Below are 19819 nucleotides of genomic sequence, written 5' to 3'. Positions count from 1 at the left end.
TCTAATATGACAGTTGAGTGCACCCGGCTGAAATCCGGGCTGACGGTAGTAACCGAGTTGATGCCGCATCTTGAAAGCGTTGCACTCGGTGTGTGGATCAAGTCGGGATCGCGGAACGAGACCGAAGCCGAACACGGTATTGCCCACCTTCTGGAACACATGGCGTTCAAGGGCACGGCTCGCCGCACAGCACGCGAGATTGCCGAGGAAATCGAGAATGTCGGCGGCGAGGTCAATGCCGCGACATCGACGGAAACGACATCCTATTACGCGCGCGTGCTGAAAGAAGACGTGCCGCTCGCTGTCGATATTCTCGCCGACATCCTGACGGAATCGGCCTTCGACGAGGACGAATTGCAGCGTGAAAAGCAGGTTATCCTGCAGGAAATCAACGCTGCCAACGACATGCCGGACGACGTCGTATTCGACAAATTCTCGGAAGTCGCCTATCGTGACCAGACGCTCGGGCGCGCCATTCTGGGGACGCCGGAAACCGTGCTCGGCTTCACGCCGGAGCAGATTCGCGGCTATCTCGGACGCAACTACACCTGCGACCGGATGTTCGTGGTGGCAGCCGGTGCCGTCGATCATGACAGCTTCGTCAAGCAGGTCGAGACCCGCTTTGCAAGCCTTCCGACAGCGCCATCTGCAGCGCCCGTCATCGAGACAGCCCGCTACGTCGGCGGCAGCGTTCGCGAGACGCGCGACCTCATGGATGCTCAGATCCTGCTCGGCTTCGAAGGCCGCGCCTACCATGCGCGGGATTTCTACTGCTCGCAGATTCTTGCCAATATCCTTGGCGGGGGCATGTCGTCGCGGCTGTTCCAGGAAGTGCGCGAGACGCGCGGCCTCTGCTATTCGGTCTATGCCTTCCATTGGGGCTTTTCCGACACTGGCATCTTCGGCATCCATGCCGCAACCGGCGGAGAAAACCTGCCGGAACTGCTGCCTGTGATCGTCGATGAGCTGCGCAAATCTGCCGACAAGATCCACCAGCAGGAAATCGACCGCGCCCGCGCCCAGATCCGGGCCCAGCTGCTCATGGGTCAGGAAAGTCCTGCCGCACGGGCCGGCCAGGTCGCGCGACAGATGATGCTTTACGGCCGGCCGATCCCCAACCCGGAGATGATGGAACGGCTGGAGGGCATCACCATCCAGCGGCTGACCGATCTCGCCGGCCGTCTGTTCTTCGACGCCGTGCCGACCCTCTCCGCTATCGGTCCGCTGGACGAGCTGGCGCCGATGGAAGACATCATCGCCTCGCTGGCCACACCACGCCAGGCATCCAAAGCCGCCAACGGCTGATCCCAGCCGGAGGCCCCTCACGATCCAGTTCCGGGAGACATGGACGAATGCCAAAGTCGGTTTTTCGGTTTCTGTCTCGGCAGCCGGACACGATCGAACTTGAGGGCGCCGACCATATTCTCCGCTTGCCGCGCAACGCCGACTTCAGCCAGTGGCAGAAGCTTAGGGCCGAGAGCCGCCGGTTCCTGGAACCGTGGGAGCCGACCTGGCGTACCGACGAACTGACCGAGGGCGCCTACCGGACCCGCGTCGTGCGGGGCAAGCAGGAGTACAACTCCGGCCAGGCAGTACCGTTTCTGGTCTTCAAGCGCGACAACTCCACGCTGCTCGGCGGGCTCACTGTCGGTTATATCAGGCGCGGTGCCGCGCAGAGCTGCATGATCGGTTACTGGATGGGCGAGCGCTATTCCGGCCAAGGCCATATGTTCGCCGCACTTGAGATAGTTATACCCTATATCTTTTCCGGGCTGGAGTTGCACCGTATCGAGGCAGCCTGTATTCCGGAGAATGAGCGTAGCGTGCGGCTTTTGCAGAAGGCCGGGTTCCAACGGGAAGGCCATTTGCGCGGCTACTTGAAAATCAACGGCCAATGGCGTGATCACGTGATGTTTTCTCGCTTGGCCACAGACACGGACCCGCTCGGGAAGACCACACGCTGATGATTGCCGACACTCCTTCCCAACCACACTTCCTTCGCCATTCCCTGATCGCGTTCCTTGTTGCCCTGTTTGCGATGACGGCCCTGTTGGCGATGACGGCTATGCTTGCGACCGGCGCGCGGGCTGCGGAGCCGGTGAAGATCTCGCGCGACGACACGGCGCTCGACCTTACGAAGACGACCGAGATCTACGCCAACCAGGGCGAGGCCTTCCAGGTGTCGACGGCCGCTGGTGCCGACGGTATCCGCCGCCGCATCGAGGTGCGCTCGAGTTCGCCGGGTCACCAGGGCGACTGGGCGGTGTTCGCACTGGCCAACGTCTCTGAAGAACAGCTGGAGCGCGTCATCGTCGCGCCGCATTTCCGTCTGGTGAATTCCAAGATGTTCTGGCCCGACCTCGGCTCGCAACGCATCATCGCCATCACGCCGAGCGAAGGTTTTGCGCTCGACCGGCAGCCGAGCGACGAGGCGGACGTGTTCCGCATCACACTCAATCCCGGCGCCGTCATCACCTTCGTCGCCGAACTGTCGTCCCCGGAATTGCCGCAGATCTATCTCTGGGAGCCGAACGCCTACAAGGATACGGTCAACGCCTTCACGCTCTATCGTGGCATCGTGCTCGGCATTTCCGGCCTGCTGGCGGTGTTTCTCACCATCCTCTTCGTGGTCAAAGGCACGTCGATGCTGCCGGCGACGGCGGCGCTTGCCTGGGCGGTGCTCGGCTATATCTGCGTCGACTTCGGCTTTCTCGGCAAGCTGATCAGCATCACATCCGGGGACCAACGAATATGGAGGGCCTGCGTCGAGGTGGCGCTGGCCTCCAGCCTGGTGATCTTCCTGTTCACCTATCTTAATCTCAACAGATGGCACGCCCATCTCGGCTATGTCACGCTTGCCTGGATACTGGGGCTGGCGCTGCTGTTCGGCGTGGCCGTCTACGATCCGTCGATTGCCGCCGGCATTGCCCGCCTCTCCATGGCCCTGACGGCAACCGCCGGCATCCTGCTCATCGTCTATCTCGGTATCAACCGCTATGACCGGGCGATCCTGCTGGTGCCGGCCTGGGCGTTGATCCTCGTCTGGCTGTTCGGCGCCTGGCTAACGGTCACCGGCAAGCTCGACAACGACATCATCCAGCCGGCACTCGGCGGCGGTCTGGTGCTCATCGTACTTCTGATCGGCTTTACCGTCATGCAGCACGCCTTTGCCGGCGGCGCCTTCCAGCAGGGCCTGTTTTCCGATCTGGAGCGCCAATCGCTGGCACTCACCGGCTCCGGCGATACCGTCTGGGACTGGGACGTGGCGCGCGACCGAGTCGTCACCATTCCCGATATCTCGCAGAAGCTCGGACTCTCGCCCGGTAGCATGCACGGTGCTGCTCGCAACTGGCTGCCACGGCTACACCCCGACGACCGCGACCGCTTCCGCGCGACGCTGGACGTGCTGCTGGAGCACCGTCGCGGCAGGCTGAACCACGAGTTCCGCATCCGCGCCGAGGACGGCCATTTCCATTGGCTCGCAATCCGCGCCCGGCCGGTGCTGGGATCGAACGGCGAAATCATCCGCTGCGTCGGCACCGTCGTCGATGTCACCGAGCAGAAGAACTCCGTCGAGCGCCTGTTGCACGACGCGCTGCACGACAACCTCACCGGACTACCGAACCGGCAGCTTTTCCTCGACCGACTGCAGGCCGTGCTGACCCTTGCCCCCGCCGGCGATCTGGTCCGACCGACGGTGATGGTCATCGATATCGACCGGTACAAGATGGTCAACGACGCGCTGGGCGTTGCCGCCGGCGACAACATTCTGGTCGCCCTGACACGTCGCCTGCGCCGCCTACTGAAGCCGCAGGACACGCTGGCGCGGCTCTCCGGCGACCAGTTCGGCCTGATCCTGGTGTCCGAGCGCGATCCGACCAAGGTGGCGGATTTCGCCGATGCCGTCAGCAAGGCGATCATGGTGCCGCTGAACTTTGCCAATCGCGAAATCGTGCTGACCGCCTCCATCGGACTGACTTCTTGGGTCGACCAGCAGGAAAGCGCTGCCGGATTGCTCAGCGACGCCGAGCTTGCGATGTATCGCTCGAAGCGCGCCGGCGGCAATAAGGTCGAACCTTTCCTGCCAGCCTTCCGCAACTTCGGCACCGACCGCCTGCAACTGGAATCCGATCTCCGTCGCGCCGTCGAGCGCAAGGAGTTGTCGATGGTCTACCAGCCCATCGTCCGGCTGGAAGATGCCGAGATCGCCGGCTTCGAGGCGCTGATGCGCTGGGAGCATCCGAAACGCGGCAACATTTCGCCGACCGAATTCATTCCGATTGCCGAGGCAACCGACATCATCGGCCCGCTCGGCATGTTCGCCATGGAGCAGGCGACAAACGACCTGATGGCCTGGACACGCCAGACGGGCGAGTTGCCGCTGTTCGTATCCGTCAACCTGTCGAGCGCCCAGCTGCTCAACAACGAGCTCTACGACGACGTCCGGGCGCTGCTTGCCAAGACCCATTGCGATCCGTCCCGCATCAAGCTCGAACTGACGGAAACGATGGTCATGGAAAATCCGGAACAGGCGCGTCTCGTGTTGGCGAAGTTGCGCGAAGCAGGCCTCGGCCTCGCACTCGACGACTTCGGCACCGGCTACTCGTCGCTCTCCTACCTCACCCGCTTCCCCTTCGACACGATCAAGCTGGACAAGGGCCTGGTACGCGACGAGAGCGACAAGAAATCCGTGCTGCTGCGCTCCGTGATCTCGATGGCGCGCGAACTCGGAATGAAAGTCGTCGCTGAGGGTATCGAGACCGAGGAAGATGCGCTGGAACTCGCCAAGATGGGCTGCACCTACGGCCAGAGCTTTCTCTTCGGACCGCCGATGGGCTCGGAATCGGTGCTGCGATTGCTGAAGGAACGTTTTCCGCTGACAAGGCGCGCCTGAGGCACGCCTCCCCGCCTCGCGCTGGTCAGGCCGCCTGCATCGTCTGGCCTGCTGCTGCGTCACGGATGAGCCGCAGCAGGTAATCGAGTTTCCTCACCACCGGCGGCGACAGGACAAATGGGTACGAGTCCGGCTGTCCCATGCTCCTCTGGATGCTGTTCACGGCGACACTGAGCGGCACCCAGGCGGAAACAAGCTGCTCGGCATCGTGCGCCCTGTAGGGATTGAAATCCACCTCCGACGCCATCTCCTCATGCCCGCGCGGATCGACCGCGATGCCGAAAGCACGGGCTGTCTCCAGCGTATCGACGATGTGGAGATAGTGCGCAAAGCACTCGGCGAAATCTTCCCAGGGATGGGAACTGGCATAGGCGCTGATAAAGCTACTCTGCCAATCCGCACGCACCCCGTTCTCGTAATGGCGCCGCAGTGCTGCGCCATAGTCCTCGCGTTCGTCGCCGAACACCTCGCGGAAGCCGTCGAAATTATTGACGTCGCGGACCAGCTTGTTCCAGATGAAATGGCCGGTCTCGTGGCGGAAGTGGCCGAGCAGCGTCCGGTAGGGCTCGTGCATCGACATGCGCGCCATTTCGCGCGTCACGTCGTCCGCCTCGGCGGCGCGGATGGCAATCAGGCCGTCGTCGTGGCCGGTCATGGCGGGCACGACGAAGCCGGCGCTGTTGATCTTGTCCTCGAGGAAATCGAACACCAGACCGCCCTGCGGATCTTCGCTGCGATCGGGATGCGGCAGTTCGAGGCGCAAAAGTGAATAAAACAGATGGCGCTGTGCCTGCCCTATCCGGCGCCAGCGGTCGACACCCTCGGATGTCCCGGTATTCGGCACCAGCCTGTTATGGCGGCAGGCCGCACAGAAGCCTTGCGGATCGTCGGAATCGACCATCCAGTTGCAGAGATCCAGCGCCGCATTCGAGCAAAAGCGCAGCGAGCGAGACGGTTCTGAAACGATGTGCCAGTCCGGCTCCTGGTCGGGTTCCAGCGCGTACATCTTCAGCCGGTCTGGAACGAAACCCAGGCGGTGGCCGCAGCGGACGCACTGGCGATTGTCGAAATGCACCGACTGTCCACAGGAGTCGCAGTCAAACAATCGCATGGGCCCGGTCCTTTTCGACGACGGTCTTAAATGTCGAAAAGCCCGCCACGCTTTGGCGCGGCAGGCTTGAAGTCTTTATTCAGTTCGCTCAGGCGCGATCGACGGCGTCCTTGAGCTTGTCCTTGGCCTTGCCTTCGGCAACCTGGGCCTTGCCTTTGGCTTCCTGAACGGCGCCCTTAGCACGCGTCTCGTTGTCGCCAGTGGCCTTGCCGACGGCTTCCTTCGCCTTGCCGGTCAATTCATTGGCCTTACCGGAAATCTTGTCGCTGGTGCTACCCATGTGTCTCACTCCCTGGTTGGCGACGTACGTTGCGTGCGTCGTGCAGGAAAAACGTCAACAGTCGGATATCGTTCCAGTGGTGGCGCTGGTTTATCAGGCGTGGCCTGCTTCGCTCGACAACATCGCCGGCGTGACGCCGAGCAGTGCCAGCGCCCGCTCGTATTTATCATCAAGGCTGCGGTCGAAGATAAGCTCTTCACTCGGCGCGCAATTCAGCCAGCCGTTATTGCTGACTTCGGCCTCCAGCTGCCCGGCGCTCCAGCCGGCATAACCGAGCAGCATCGTCGCCTTTTTCGGGCCGTTGCCGTTGGAAATCGCGCGGATGATATCGAGCGTTGCCGTCAGGCTGATGTCATCGCTGACAGCGATGCTGCTCTCGCTCTTGTAATCGTCGGAGTGCAGGACGAAGCCTCGACCGCTCTCGACCGGGCCTCCGGTCTGGATCGGAAAACTGCGGGCACGATCCGGCAGCATGATGGCATCGTCAGTCTTGATCATGTCGAGATGCAGAAGAACATCGGTGAAGCTGAGGTTCTGCGACCGGTTGATAATGAAACCCATCGCTCCGGCATCCGAATGGGCACAGATATAGACAACCGTCCGGGCAAAGTTACTGTCCGCCATTCCCGGCATTGCGATCAGAAACTGACCGTCGAGAAAGCCGCGTGCACCTTTGTACTTCAGCGTCGATAACGACATCCTGTCTCCTCACTGCTCTTGATTATGCCCCCCGGATAAAGATGGGGTAATGTGACGGATCAATCAACTGAAAATGATCGATTGCTAAAAATCGCATGATGCGCGTGCGGCCGCCTTCGTCTAACGCTGTTTCCATGATTTTCTATCCCAGACTTTTCCGGATCCCGATGACGGCGGCAGGTATTTTTGCCGTCTCCTTGATGCTCGCGTCCGCTACCCATGCGGCGACAAGCGACTGGGCAACCAGCGATGGCGGCCGGATGCGGGTGGTGGCAACGCCCGCCGACGTCAGCGGCCACGTAAAGGCTGTATTGCAGATCGAGCCGGGTCCCGGCTGGATCACCTACTGGCGCGAGCCCGGTGAAAGCGGCATCCCGCCGCAACTCACGCTGCCTGCGGGAAGCAAGGCGACAATCGACACTATCGGCTATCCGGTGCCAAAGCTCATCTCGCTCGGAAATGTCCATGAGGTCGGCTACGATGCGCCCATCAGCCTGCCGCTCGATATCAATGCCGCCGGCGAGCGAAAACTCGATATCACGGCCTTTATCGGCGTCTGCAAGGATATCTGCGTTCCCTTCCAGGCAACCATGAGCGTGACGTTGCCGCCGCCGGGTTCGTCCGACGATGCCGGGGATGCAGCCATCGTCACCGATGCAGCGGCAGCGCTTCCACAGAAACCTTCGGCCGATTTCGGCGTCAAGAGCCACAGCCTGTCGCCAGACGGCAAGACATTGTCGTTGCATCTCACCTTGCCGGACGCTGGCGACGCCATTCCCCAGATCTACGTGACCGGCCCCAGCGGCTATGTGTTTTTCAAGCAGGCCAGCGCCAGCCGCAGCGGTCGCGATGTGGAGGTCGCACTGACAATCGGCAAATTGCCGAAGACCTATGTTGTACACGGCAAGAGTTGGGGCATACTGGTCGTGAACGGCAGCCGCGCGATGGAAACGACGCTTGTCATGGAGTAGAGCGATCATAGATATCGACGGGCGTTCAGACGCACGCGACAGAAAAAACCAGGAGAGACGCATGACTATTGCCATCGGCGAGAAAATTCCCGCCGCCACGTTCAAGGAAAAGACAGCCGACGGCCCGACCGAAATCTCCACGGACACGCTGTTTTCGGGCAAGCGCGTCGTGCTCTTCGCCGTCCCCGGCGCCTTCACGCCAACCTGCTCGCTGAACCATCTGCCGGGCTACCTCGAGAACCTCGATGCCATCCTCGCAAAGGGTGTCAATGAAGTTGCCGTCGTTTCCGTTAATGACTGGCATGTGATGGGTGCATGGGCACAGCAATCGGGTGGCATGGGCAAGATCCATTTCCTCGCCGACTGGGATGCCGCCTTCACCAAGGCGCTCGGCCTCGACGCCGATCTCTCGGGCGGCGGTCTTGGCGTGCGCTCGAAGCGCTACTCGATGCTGGTAGAAGACGGCGTCGTCAAGACACTGAACGTCGAGGAAAACCCCGGCGAAGCGACGGTCTCGGCCGCAGCAACGATGATCGGGCAGCTCTGATCAGGCACAGCTGGAGGGATGCCGGACATCCCTCCAGATCCTTCTACCTGCACCGTTTTCAGATATTGAGATCGAACACCAGCAATCCGGCCAGGCCGCCATCGGTGGACGAGACGATGCGTTCGCCGACGGCGACGTGCTCGGGGTGGACGAGATAGGCATCGCGGGCAGCGCCGCTTTCGAAGGTCACGGCGAAGCCATCGACGAAGCCGCCATGCAAGCCTTCCGGCGAGACATTCGGGCCATATTTTACGTCGAGAATGCCTGGAATAACCTGCTTCAATGCGACGATCGCTTCAAATATGGATTGCTTTTCCGGCGCCGTGACGGCGGCCTTGAAGCGCAGAAATACGCAGTGCAGGATCATGTGAAACCTCCCCGGGTGACCGCCGCACCATACCGGGAAAACGACGGGCGGCAACATGCTTGTTGTCTGTCTTGCAGCCGGCTTCAGCGCTTCTTGAACGGCTCCATGCCCTTGCGGGCGAGTTCATCGGCACGCTCGTTCTCGATGTGGCCGGCGTGGCCCTTGACCCAGTGCAGGGTGACCTTGTGGCGGCTGTGGGCGGCGTCGAGAGCCTGCCAGAGCTCGGCGTTCTTCACCGGCTTCTTGTCGGCGGTCTTCCAGCCGTTCTTCTTCCAGCCGTGAATCCATTTCGAAATGCCGTCCATGACGTATTTCGAGTCCGTGTAGAGATCGACCTCGCAGGCATCCTTGAGCGCACCCAGCGACGAGATCGCCGCCATCAGTTCCATTCGGTTGTTGGTCGTCTCGGCCTCGCCACCGCAGAGGTCCTTCTCGACATCGCCGTAGCGCAGCACGGCGCCCCAGCCGCCCGGCCCAGGATTTCCCGAGCAGGCGCCGTCGGTGAAGATATCGACATGTTTCATGCTTTGGCCAACCCATATTCGGCGCCCGTGGCAACCGTGCGATGAAAGCGCAGCTTGCGCAGATATTCCAGCGGGTCCTTCTTGGTGACCATGGCGCCGGCCGGCGTCATCAGCCAATCGTAGAGCCGCGTCAGGAAGAAGCGCAGCGCCGAGCCCCGCGCCAGCGTCGGCAGCGCCTCGATCTCGGCGTCGCTGAGCGGCCGGATGCTCTGGTAGCCATCGAGCATGGCCATACCCTTGGTGACGTTGTAAGCGCCGTCCTTTTCGAAGCACCAGGCATTGAGGCAGATCGACACGTCATAGGCCAGCATGTCGTTGCAGGCGAAGTAGAAATCGATCAGCCCGGAAAGCTGGTCGCCGAGGAAAAAGACATTGTCGGGGAACAGGTCGGCATGGATGACGCCGGTCGGCAGGTCTTTCGGCCAGTTCGCCTCGAAGAAAGCCAGTTCCGACCGGATCTCATCCCGCAGGCCGGGCTCGACCTCGTCGGCGCGGGCTTCAGACTTGTCCCACAGCGGCTGCCACCCGGCGCAGGAGAGCGCGTTCGGCCGGGCGATGGCAAAGCCCTCGCCTGCGACATGCATCTTTGCAAGCGCGATGCCGACCTCGCGGCAGTGGTGCGCCTCGGGCTTGCGCAGCCACATGCCCTCGAGAAACGAAATCAACGCGGCAGGGCGGCCGGAGAGTTCGCCGAGAAGAGCGCCATCGCGGCGCGGCAGGGGAAGCGGGCACGACAGGCCCCGCGCCGAAAGATGCTGCATCAGGCCCAGGAAGAACGGCAAGTCGTCCTTTTCGACGCGTTTTTCATAGAGCGTCAGGATCAGCGGCTCGCGCGTCGTGTGCAGCAGGAAATTAGAATTCTCGACACCCTCTGCGATCCCCTTGTAGGAGGTGAGTTCGCCGCAATCATACTCTGTCAAAAAGGTCTTGAGATCGTCTTCGGTAATGTCTGTGTAAACGGCCACGGATTATTCCTGGGTTGGCGTCGCTGATGTTATTTATTCGCCGTTGACGAAAGCCATGTCGGCAGTCGTCAACTCGACATCCCGCAGCTCGCGATTGACCAGGAAGTTCTCGGTTTCCTTGACCGTCTCGGCAAGTTCGACCGCCGCATCGTAGCGCTGCCGGAAAGCCTCGATGATCTCGTTGACGATCACCTCCGGGGCAGAGGCGCCGGCGGACAGGCCCACCGTAGCGATATCGCCCATATTGTCCCAGTCGATTTCCGACGCGCGCTGGACGAGAACAGATTGTTTTGCGCCCGCCCTCAACGCCACCTCGACAAGCCGCTTCGAATTTGAGGAATTCGGCGCACCGACGATGATGAAGAGGTCGCAGCCGGGTGCCGCCTGCTTCACCACTTCCTGGCGGTTGGTGGTGGCATAGCAGATCGAATCGGCAGACGGCGCGGTCAGGTTCGGAAAGCGCTCCTGCAGGCGAGCGATGACGCCGGCCGTGTCGTCCACCGACAGCGTCGTCTGCGTGACGTAGCCGAGATTGTCCGGATCGACCGGCACATAGGCATCGACATCGGCAATCGTCTCGACCAGCGACACCGTGCCTTCGGGCAGTTGACCCATCGTGCCGATCACTTCCGGATGGCCGGCGTGGCCAATCAGCACCACATGGCGGCCTAGCCGGTTGTGGCGCATGGCCTGTTTATGGACCTTGGAGACCAGCGGGCATGTCGCATCGAGATAGAAGAGGTTGCGGCTGTCGGCATCGGCCGGCACGGATTTCGGAACGCCATGGGCGGAGAAGACGACAGGCTGCTTGCGGTGTTCCGGCGGGATTTCGCCGAGTTCCTCGACGAAGATTGCGCCCTTGGCCTCAAGACCTTCGACGACGTAGCGATTGTGGACGATCTCGTGGCGGACATAGACCGGCGCGCCATAGGCCTTGAGCGCCAGCACAACGATCTGGATGGCACGGTCGACGCCGGCGCAGAAGCCGCGGGGGCCGCAGAGGCGAATGGTCAGGGCAGGTTTCGAAACGGCGATGTTCATGTCTTTTCCAAAAGCCCGGGGACAAGGGCTAACCACAGATAGGTGCGCCCTGCCCGCCCATCTAGCCTAAAGTGCCGATGAATTGAAGCAATTCTATTGCATCCGCACAGGGTTGCGCGAAACATGCCTACTGCGCCGGGGCATCCGGATGGCGTTTACGCAGCCAGGAAATCGCGACGATGGCAACCAGCGCTGCCGCCAGGCCATACCAGGTGACGGCATATTGCAGATGGTCGTTGGGCAGGTCGACAATGGTCACGCCGCCGACCGGCAGGCCGCCAGGATTGGGCGTTGCATCGGCATCGACGAAGAAGGGAAGCACCCTTTTAGCATCCAGCCCGACGCTGGAGGCCATCACGTCCAAATCCTTCCAGTAGAAGATGTTCTTGGCAATGTCGTTGTCCGGCAGCAGCGACGACGGCTTGGAGGGCAATTTGGCGCGGGCAAGCCCGGCTACGGCCTGCATGCCGGAGAGCTGGCCTTTTTCGCGGGTCTTCGCCTCCTTCTGGTCGTAGGGAACAAAGCCCCGGTTGACGAAGAGCAGGCGACCGCCATCGAGTTCGAGCGGCGTGTAGATGTAGAAGCCCGACATGCCGTTATAGGTGGCGAAGAAATGGCGCTCCTTGTCGTTGAGATAGCGGCCGGACGTCGTCACGCGGCGATATTCGATATCGCCGCCGCGCGCAGCCATCGCCTCGATATCACCCAGCGGGATCGGCGCTGCGGCCTGCCTTTCGGTAATATCGGCAATCAAGCCTTCCTTCCATTTGAGACGCTGGACCTGCCAGGTGCCGAGTGCAAGCAGCACGGCAAGAACCGAGAGAAGCAGCAGGACCTTGAAAGCCTGCCAAGCGGCATTTGCCCCCGGCTTTTGGATCGGCACGTCAGTCACGTTCGATTTGTCCTTCGCTGGCGTCGTGACGGTATTGCAGCGCCACGAAGATGCCCTTGCTCCAGCGCAGCGACAAAAGCGACAGGAGAATGGTCAGAGGGCCGAACAATATCCCGTGGACCCAGATTGGCGGGCCGTAATTGACCTGCAGCCAGAGGACCAGACCGATGACGATGAAGCCGACGATGAGGATGACGAAAACAGCCGGGCCATCGCCACTGTCGGCGAAGGAGAAATCGAGGTTGCAGGCAGCGCAACGAGGCTTCAGCGCTAGGACACCATCGAATAACGCACCCTGTCCGCATCGCGGGCAGCGACCCCGGAGGCCGACCCTGATGGGATCAACCGGCGGGAAATGGGCAGTGTCGTTGACCATGATGTCATGCCTTCCAGGCGGGATACGAAAAGCCTTGCTCCCGCCCCGCAAAACTCTACTCGCCTTAGGGCGACATCCAACAGGCACCAGCGTCAAGGACGTGCCATCGCCGCCTTCGTCATCCGGCGACGGGTGCGCCCCAGCCGCCCCAGATGTAGATGGCGAAGAACAGGAACAGCCAGACCACGTCGACGAAATGCCAGTACCAGGCGGCGGCCTCGAAGCCGAAATGCTGGGTCGGCGTAAAATCGCCACGCATCGCCCTGATCAGGCAGACAGCCAAGAAGATGGTGCCGATCAGCACGTGGAAGCCATGGAAACCCGTCGCCATGAAGAATGTAGCGCCGTAGATCGAGCTTTTGAAGGCAAACGGCGCGTGGGCATATTCATAGGCTTGGACGCTGGAGAACAGTACGCCCAAGGCAACCGTAAGCGCCAGACCGGTGATCATGCCCTTGCGGTCGTTGTGCAGCAGCGCGTGATGGGCCCAGGTGACGGTCGTGCCCGACAGCAGGAGGATGATGGTGTTGTAGATCGGCAGATGCCAGGGATCGAGCACCTCGACACCCTTCGGTGGCCATTGTCCGCCGGTGAATATGACGCGCGAGGCCTGGATGGCTTCGTTCGGAAACAGGCTGACGTCGAAATAGGCCCAGAACCAGGCGACGAAGAACATCACTTCCGAAGCGATGAACATGATCATGCCGTAGCGCAGGTGCAGCGACACGACGCGGGTATGGGCGCCCTCATGGGCTTCCTTCACCGTATCTGCCCACCAGGCGTACATGACGTAGAGGATGACGACGAGGCCGATGAAGAACAGCCAGGGGCTGGCGAAATCGATGCCGAACAGCTTGAACGGGCTGTTGTTGAGATAGCGCATATAGGCCACGCCACCGAAGGTAATGACGAGCGCGCCGATCGCCGCAAGGATCGGCCAGGGGCTCGGATCGATGATGTGATAATCGTGGTTCTTCTGGTGTACGTCAGCCATATCAGCAATCCCCGAGTAACTTTTCCCTTAAGGCAGCCGGTAAACCGGATGCCCTCCTCCCTAAAGCTTCTTCACCCCGACCTTGGCCGCAGCCTCGTTCGATGCCACGGGTTTGGCGTCATCCCGCGGATAGAACGTATAGGACAGCGTCAGCGTGCCGATGTCCTTGGTTTCCGCCGCCTTGGTAATCTCCGGATCAATGTAGAAAACCACCGGCATCTCGCGCTTTTCCCCCGGCGCAAGATCCGTCTCGTTAAAGCAGAAACACTGCACCTTGTTGAAATAGGCGCCGGCCTCGATCGGCGAGACGTTGAAGATCGCCTGCGCGCGGGTCGGCTGGTCTGATTTGTTCTCGGCGACGAACTTGATCATGATCGTCTCGCCGATCTTCGGATCGACCTCGCGCTGCATCGACTTGAAGTCCCAGGGCACGCCCGAGGCGACGTTGGCATCAAATGTGACGCGGATGCGCTTGTCGAGCACTACGGTCGAAGCCTGCTCGACGCGCTGCGTCGTACCGTTGAAGCCGGTGACCTGGCAGAACATGCGATAGAGCGGCACAGCGGCATAGCTCATCGCGCCCATGCCGACCACGAAGCTCAGGCACATCAGAACGATCAGGCCGTTGTTGCGCCCGACCGATCTTGCTCTCCCTGACGTCTCCTCCTCCAAAGAGCCTCTCCCTTAATGTCCCGTGCCGATCTTGATGATCGTCATCACGTAGAAAATCACCACCAGCCCCGCAAGCACCAGTCCGAGAGCGACATTGCGCCCGCGTCTCGATTTCTTCTGGGCGGCGGTGAGCTTGACGGTTTCCATCAGAACCAGCCTCCGGTGCCCGAGGCCAGCACCGTCACCAGACGGTCGATCATCAGGGCCGAGAAGATGGCAAAGAGGTAGAAGATCGAATAGGCGAACATCCGCTTGGCCGGGACCATCTTCACATCGGTTTCCGGCATCCGCCAGACGGTGATCGAACAGTAGACGAAGATGGCGCCGAGAATGCCGGCGACGATCCCGTAGCCGATCGAGGACATGCCCATCATGGTCGGTGCCACACCGACAACGGCGGTTAGCACGGCGTAGACGACGATCTGGTTCTTGGTGGTCGGAATGCCCGAGACATTCGGCAGCATGGGCACGCCGACGGAGCCGTAATCCTTCATCTTGAACAGTGCCAGCGCCCAGAAGTGGGCCGGCGTCCAGAGGAAGATGATGAGGAACAGGACGATGCTTTCCATCGGCACGGTGCCGGTGACGCAGGCCCAGCCGATGACCGGCGGAAATGCGCCGGCAGCACCGCCAATGACGATGTTCTGCGGCGTCGAGCGCTTCAGCCACATCGTGTAGACGACGGCGTAGAAGAAGATCGTGAAGGCGAGAATGGCGGCAGGCAGCCAGCCGACGGCGAGCGCCAGAATGGTGATCGAGAAGCCGGACAGCACCAGTCCGAAGCCGAGCGCTTCCGAGCCGGTCACGCGGCCGGACGGGATAGGCCGCTTGGCGGTGCGGGTCATGATGGCGTCGATGTCTGCATCATACCACATATTGAGGGAGCCGGAGGCACCGGCTCCAACGGCGATGCAGAGGATCGAGATGACGGCAATGAACGGATTGATGTGACCGGGCGCCAGCACCAGGCCGGCCAGCGCGGTGAACACCACGAGCTGCATCACGCGCGGCTTCAGAAGCTCGAAGTAATCGCGCGCACTGGCCTGCGACAGGCCGAGGTCGCCTTCGGAAGCCAGGATCTCGTGGTTGTCGATAACGGTCATTACACAGTCCAGTTTTGTCTCGATCAAAACGCCGCCCGTCGGGCGGCGCTCCGAAAGCGATTATTTGATGCGCGGGAGCTCTTCCCACTGGTGGTAGGGCGGCGGCGACGAAAGCTGCCATTCGAGTGTGGTTGCGCCCTCGCCCCAGGGATTATCACCGGCAACGCGCTTTTTCGCAAACGTGTCGTAGACGCCGTAAAGGAAGATCAGCACGCCGACGCCGGAGATATAGGAGCCGATCGAGGACACGAAGTTCCAGCCGGCAAAGGCGTCCGGATAATCGATGTAGCGGCGCGGCATGCCGGCAAGGCCGAGGAAATGCTGCGGGAAAAACACCATGTTGACGCCGACGAACATCACCCAGAAGTGCAGGTTGCCGATCTTCTCATTGTACATGTAGCCGCACATCTTCGGCAACCAATAGTACCAGGCCGCAAAGATTGCAAACACGGCACCGAGCGACAGAACATAATGGAAGTGGGCGACGACGTAGTAGGTATCGTGGACCGGACGGTCGAAACCGGCATTGGCAAGCTGCACGCCGGTGACGCCACCGACGGTGAACAGGAAGATGAAGCCGATAGCCCAGATCATCGGCGTGCGGAACGAGATCGAGCCGCCCCACATGGTGGCGATCCAGGAGAAGATCTTCACCCCGGTCGGCACCGCGATGACCATGGTGGCAAAGACGAAGTAGCGCTGCGTATCGAGCGACAGGCCGACAGCATACATGTGATGCGCCCACACGACGAAGCCGACGGCACCGATGGCGACCATGGCATAGGCCATGCCGAGATAGCCGAAGATCGGCTTCTTCGAGAAGGTCGAGACGATGTGGCTGATCATTCCGAATCCGGGCAGGATCAGGATGTAGACTTCCGGGTGGCCGAAGAACCAGAACAGGTGCTGGAACAGCACGGGATCGCCGCCGCCTTCAGGCGCAAAGAAGGTTGTGCCGAAATTGCGGTCCGTCAGCAGCATGGTGATCGCACCGGCCAGAACCGGCAGAGACAGCAGCAGCAGGAAGGCGGTGATCAGCACGGCCCAGGCAAACAGCGGCATCTTATGCAGCGTCATGCCGGGGGCGCGCATGTTGAGGATGGTGGTGATGAAGTTGATGGCGCCGAGGATCGACGAGGCACCGGCGATGTGCAGCGCGAAGATCACCAGATCGACTGCCGGTCCGGGATGGCCGACGGTCGAAGACAAGGGCGGATAGAGCGTCCAGCCGCCGCCGGCCCCGTAGGCGCCTGCCGGACCTTCGACGAACATCGACATCAGCAGCAGGATGAAGGCAGGGACGATCAGCCAGAAGGAGATGTTGTTGAGGCGCGGGAAAGCCATGTCCGGCGCGCCAATCATGATCGGCACCATCCAGTTGGCAAAGCCGCCGATCATCGCCGGCATGACCATGAAGAAGATCATGATCAGCGCGTGCGCGGTCGTGAAGACGTTGTACATCTGCTTGCCGCCGTCAATGGCGGCATCGCCGGAGTACCCGTAGACCATGGCGGCGAGACCATTGAAGATCTGGATGCCCGGCTCCTGCAGCTCCATACGCATCAGCACGGACAGGATACCGCCGATGACGCCGGCGATGATCGCGAAGATCAGGTAAAGCGTGCCGATGTCCTTGTGGTTGGTCGAGAACAGCCAGCGATTGGCAAAGCTCGGCTTGTGCGCGTGTTGTTCGCCATGCGCATGGGCGTCGTCGTGACCGTGAGCATCGGACAGCTTGTCGTGTGTGGCGGAACCAGCCATGTTAATCATCTCCCCCCGGATTACTGCGCGACGTTCGCGGCGACATCGACCGTCTTAGACGGCGTGTCGACCTCGGCCATAAGCGCCTTGTTGGCCTTGCCCAGGTCGCTCGAGGCGACGGTCAGCCATTGCTTGTATCTGTCCTCGGAGACGATCCGGATGGCAATCGGCATGAACGCATGGTCCTTGCCGCAGAGCTCCGAACACTGGCCGTAGAACATGCCTTCACGCTCGGCCTTGAACCAGGTCTCGTTCAGGCGGCCGGGCACGGCGTCGGTCTTGATGGCGAATGACGGCATGGAAAAGGAATGGATGACATCGGTCGGCGCCGCCGTCACCAGCACGCGGACGACCTTGTTGACCGGCAGCACGAGTTCGTTGTCAACGGCAAGCAGGCGCGGATAGATCGCCTTGTCAGTCTTGCCGGATGCGGCGCGGTCCGGATCCTTCAGCATGTAGGAGTCAAAGGCCAGCGGCGTATCGCCGGTGTTCTCGTATTCGTAGTTCCACTGCCACTGCGTCCCCGTGACCTTGACGGTGACGTCGGGATTTTTCGGGAATGTCAGCTGCGCGGTCAGAAGGTCGAAGGATGGGACGGCAAGGAACAGCAACACCAGCACCGGTCCGATGGTCCATGCGACTTCGATCAGCGTGTTGTGGCTGGTGCGCGATGGGACGGGGTTCTTGCTGGCGCGAAACTTGATCATGACGATGATGAGGAGGGCCAGCACGAACAGCGTAATCGGCACGATGAACCAGAGCGTATATTGCTCGAACCATCGCACCTGGCTCATGATCGGCGTTGCCGAGGGCTGCATCCCCATCTGCCACGGCATCGGTTGATCGGCGAAACTACGGGTCGTAAAGAGCAGACAGGCGAGCGACGCCAGAACTGCATTGGTCCTCTTCATGACGATGTATCTCCCTAAAGCGCTTGAACCCTCTCCGTTCAAACGCAGAATCCCACCATTCCTCATCTTCTTCAAACCACAGTTTCACCGTGGCAGCAACAATTCCCGAGTGTTTGCCTGTGCGGCATTTTTGCTCGGTCTAATCTTTCGGCAGGGCTAAGATGCGCGAACTATTGTGTAACTTTACGAAAAATCACCGAGCGGCAGTGCAGGAGCCTTGGACAAAAGCGCCTGCAGGTCCTATTTCCGCCGCAGTGAAAATGGAATCCAGCGTCCAGGGCTTTCATTTGACGGGTGCACCCGCAAGAATGGCCGCAATGATTCGAAACTAGGGGTTTCCATGGGTTTTCGTTCCCTCGCGCGGCTTGGGTTGCTGGCGGCAGGCATCGCCGCTTCGGCTTCACTGCCCGCATTCGCCCAGCAGCCGCAGACCGCCACGCCGACACCGGCGCCGGCGCAGGTGCCTGTACAACAAGTGCCTGTGCCGCAGGGCGGACAGCAGCCGCCCGGCACCGTCCAGTCGATGCACGGCGCATGGTCTGTGATCTGCGACAAGCCTGCCGGCGCCCAGACCAACCAGTGCGCGCTGATGCAGAATGTGATCGCCGAGGACCGGCCGGAGGTCGGGCTTTCCGTCGTGGTGCTGAAAACGGCCGACCGCAAGGCGAAGATCCTGCGCGTGCTGGCGCCGCTCGGCGTTCTGCTCAATCCTTTCCAGCCGACCGATGGTGGCCTCGGGCTGATCGTCGATGGAAAAGACCTCGGCAAGACGCAATTCGTGCGCTGTTTTGCCGATGGCTGCTATGCGGAAGTCGCTTTGGACGATAATCTTTTGAAAATGCTGCGCTCCGGATCAACTGCGGTCTTTTCCGTACGCGAGGCTGCGGATAAGGATAAGATCGGTATCCCCGTCGATCTCAAGGGATTTGGCGAAGGCTACGATGTCCTGCCGTGATGTCTCCGGCGTGATCGCCGGGACTTAACGGTTCATGGCGTCCCGTTCTGCGGGGCGCGCGACCTTCTTGGAAGAGGCTTCAATGCGGTTTGGTTTACTTGCCGGCTTTTGGGTACCCCGCACTGTCGCCGCGGCGCTTCTTGCATGGGCGGTCGCCAGCGTACCCGCCACGGCGCAGACGACGCCCGCCCCGCAACCGGCAGCGCCTGCCCCCGCCCCTGAAGCACAGCCGGCACCGGCTCCCGCACCCGCCACGCCTCCACCCGCTTCCAGCCAGGCGAAGACCACCTTCGGCGCCTGGACGGAAGTCTGCGGCACTGCGGACAACAGCCCCAACAAGAAATGCGTGCTGATGCAGAGCGTCGTGTCGCAGGAGCGGCCGGAGATGCAGATTTCGGTTGCCGTGTCCAAGGCGCCCGGCGGCAAGACCGGACTGCTCAGGGTACAGGCGCCGCTGAGCGTGCTGCTGCCGAACGGTCTCGGCCTGTACATCGATGGCGCCGACATCGGCAACGCCTATTTCGCCCGCTGCTTCTCGGATGGCTGCTACGCCGAAGTCGTGCTCGAGGAGCAATTGCTCGGCACCCTGCGCAAAGGCACGACCGCGACCTTCACCGTCTTCCAGACGCAGGAAGAAGGCATCGGCATTCCCGTCGACCTGAAAGGCTTTGCCGAAGGTTATACGGCCCTTCCCTGATCGCCGGGCTTGCTCTGCCTGCGCGCCGGACCTACATCGGCATGAACGGAGTACCAATT

The 19819-nt window shown here is 61.3% G+C and carries 22 protein-coding genes; 7 read left to right on the top strand and 15 right to left on the bottom strand.

From position 1 onward, the window contains the following. The first annotated feature begins 6 nt into the window (after nt 1-6). From PR018_RS02370 to PR018_RS02360, 3 genes are all read left to right on the top strand, one after another. Nucleotides 7-1305, top strand: coding sequence for a M16 family metallopeptidase (locus tag PR018_RS02370; RefSeq protein WP_142824219.1), 1299 nt, complete (start codon nt 7-9; stop codon nt 1303-1305). A gap of 47 nt (nt 1306-1352) precedes the next feature. Then, the gene (locus PR018_RS02365) at nt 1353-1964 is read left to right on the top strand and encodes a GNAT family N-acetyltransferase (protein ID WP_142824218.1); all 612 of its coding nucleotides are present in this window, start codon (nt 1353-1355) and stop codon (nt 1962-1964) included. Nucleotides 1965-2038: 74 nt separating this feature from the next. Then, the gene (locus PR018_RS02360; protein ID WP_244615289.1) at nt 2039-4894 is read left to right on the top strand and encodes an EAL domain-containing protein; all 2856 of its coding nucleotides are present in this window, start codon (nt 2039-2041) and stop codon (nt 4892-4894) included. 25 nt (nt 4895-4919) lie between these two features. On the opposite strand, the gene PR018_RS02355 is transcribed toward PR018_RS02360, so the two are convergent. From PR018_RS02355 to PR018_RS02345, 3 genes are all read right to left on the bottom strand, one after another. Beyond that, nucleotides 4920-6005, bottom strand: a complete 1086-nt coding sequence (locus tag PR018_RS02355; protein WP_142824216.1) for a zinc-binding metallopeptidase family protein — start codon at nt 6003-6005, stop codon at nt 4920-4922. An 88-nt stretch (nt 6006-6093) separates the two neighbouring features. Further along, nucleotides 6094-6285 carry a CsbD family protein gene (locus PR018_RS02350; RefSeq protein ID WP_111217804.1) on the bottom strand — a complete coding sequence of 64 codons (192 nt, stop codon included), beginning with the start codon at nt 6283-6285 and terminating at the stop codon, nt 6094-6096. Between the two features lie 93 nt (nt 6286-6378). Then, the gene (locus PR018_RS02345; protein WP_142824215.1) at nt 6379-6984 is read right to left on the bottom strand and encodes a YqgE/AlgH family protein; all 606 of its coding nucleotides are present in this window, start codon (nt 6982-6984) and stop codon (nt 6379-6381) included. 134 nt (nt 6985-7118) lie between these two features. Between PR018_RS02345 and PR018_RS02340 the strand changes: the two genes are divergently transcribed. Beyond that, on the top strand, nt 7119-7955 hold the full coding sequence (locus PR018_RS02340) for a protein-disulfide reductase DsbD domain-containing protein (protein ID WP_244615283.1): 837 nt from the start codon (nt 7119-7121) through the stop codon (nt 7953-7955). Nucleotides 7956-8016: 61 nt separating this feature from the next. Beyond that, nucleotides 8017-8502: a peroxiredoxin gene (locus tag PR018_RS02335; protein WP_142824214.1), complete on the top strand. Its 486-nt coding sequence runs from the start codon at nt 8017-8019 to the stop codon at nt 8500-8502. Between the two features lie 58 nt (nt 8503-8560). On the opposite strand, the gene PR018_RS02330 is transcribed toward PR018_RS02335, so the two are convergent. From PR018_RS02330 to coxB, 12 genes are all read right to left on the bottom strand, one after another. Next, nucleotides 8561-8869: a Dabb family protein gene (locus tag PR018_RS02330; RefSeq protein ID WP_111217796.1), complete on the bottom strand. Its 309-nt coding sequence runs from the start codon at nt 8867-8869 to the stop codon at nt 8561-8563. 83 nt (nt 8870-8952) lie between these two features. Further along, nucleotides 8953-9393, bottom strand: coding sequence for a ribonuclease HI (gene rnhA, locus PR018_RS02325; RefSeq protein WP_142824213.1), 441 nt, complete (start codon nt 9391-9393; stop codon nt 8953-8955). Beyond that, a complete protein-coding gene (locus PR018_RS02320) occupies nt 9390-10358 on the bottom strand; it encodes a homoserine kinase (protein WP_142824212.1) in 969 nt (322 codons plus the stop codon). The genes rnhA and PR018_RS02320 overlap by 4 nt, the downstream gene beginning before the upstream one ends. 33 nt (nt 10359-10391) lie before the next feature. After that, on the bottom strand, nt 10392-11399 hold the full coding sequence (gene ispH / locus PR018_RS02315) for a 4-hydroxy-3-methylbut-2-enyl diphosphate reductase (RefSeq protein WP_142824211.1): 1008 nt from the start codon (nt 11397-11399) through the stop codon (nt 10392-10394). Between the two features lie 127 nt (nt 11400-11526). Continuing rightward, complete coding sequence (locus PR018_RS02310; protein ID WP_224128096.1) at nt 11527-12282, bottom strand: SURF1 family protein; 756 nt, start codon at nt 12280-12282, stop codon at nt 11527-11529. 1 nt (nt 12283) lies between these two features. Further along, nucleotides 12284-12667, bottom strand: a complete 384-nt coding sequence (locus tag PR018_RS02305) for a DUF983 domain-containing protein (RefSeq protein ID WP_142824209.1) — start codon at nt 12665-12667, stop codon at nt 12284-12286. 118 nt (nt 12668-12785) lie between these two features. Continuing rightward, a complete protein-coding gene (locus PR018_RS02300) occupies nt 12786-13661 on the bottom strand; it encodes a cytochrome c oxidase subunit 3 (RefSeq protein WP_142824208.1) in 876 nt (291 codons plus the stop codon). Between the two features lie 60 nt (nt 13662-13721). Then, the gene (locus tag PR018_RS02295) at nt 13722-14270 is read right to left on the bottom strand and encodes a cytochrome c oxidase assembly protein (RefSeq protein ID WP_244615291.1); all 549 of its coding nucleotides are present in this window, start codon (nt 14268-14270) and stop codon (nt 13722-13724) included. Between the two features lie 75 nt (nt 14271-14345). After that, nucleotides 14346-14480, bottom strand: coding sequence for a hypothetical protein (locus tag PR018_RS02290; protein WP_142824206.1), 135 nt, complete (start codon nt 14478-14480; stop codon nt 14346-14348). Next, nucleotides 14480-15436, bottom strand: coding sequence for a heme o synthase (locus tag PR018_RS02285; RefSeq protein WP_142824205.1), 957 nt, complete (start codon nt 15434-15436; stop codon nt 14480-14482). Before PR018_RS02285 ends, PR018_RS02290 begins: the two co-directional genes overlap by 1 nt. A 60-nt stretch (nt 15437-15496) precedes the next feature. Further along, nucleotides 15497-17197 (bottom strand): cytochrome c oxidase subunit I, encoded by a 1701-nt coding sequence (gene ctaD, locus PR018_RS02280; RefSeq protein ID WP_142824204.1) that lies wholly within the window; start codon nt 17195-17197, stop codon nt 15497-15499. Nucleotides 17198-17217: 20 nt separating this feature from the next. Next, a complete protein-coding gene (gene coxB, locus PR018_RS02275) occupies nt 17218-18108 on the bottom strand; it encodes a cytochrome c oxidase subunit II (protein WP_142824203.1) in 891 nt (296 codons plus the stop codon). 340 nt (nt 18109-18448) lie between these two features. Here coxB and PR018_RS02270 point away from each other — a divergent pair, with 340 nt between their 5' ends. Both PR018_RS02270 and PR018_RS02265 read left to right on the top strand, forming a co-directional pair. After that, entirely contained in the window at nt 18449-19063 is a 615-nt protein-coding gene (locus tag PR018_RS02270; protein ID WP_142824202.1) for an invasion associated locus B family protein, read from the top strand. 82 nt (nt 19064-19145) lie between these two features. Further along, nucleotides 19146-19760, top strand: a complete 615-nt coding sequence (locus tag PR018_RS02265) for an invasion associated locus B family protein (RefSeq protein WP_142824201.1) — start codon at nt 19146-19148, stop codon at nt 19758-19760. Nucleotides 19761-19819: the final 59 nt, after the last annotated feature.

It is taken from the genome of Rhizobium rhododendri, from assembly GCF_007000325.2.
In the GTDB taxonomy this organism is placed as follows: Bacteria; Pseudomonadota; Alphaproteobacteria; order Rhizobiales; family Rhizobiaceae; genus Rhizobium; species Rhizobium rhododendri.
This window is presented reverse-complemented; position numbering and strand designations above follow the sequence as displayed.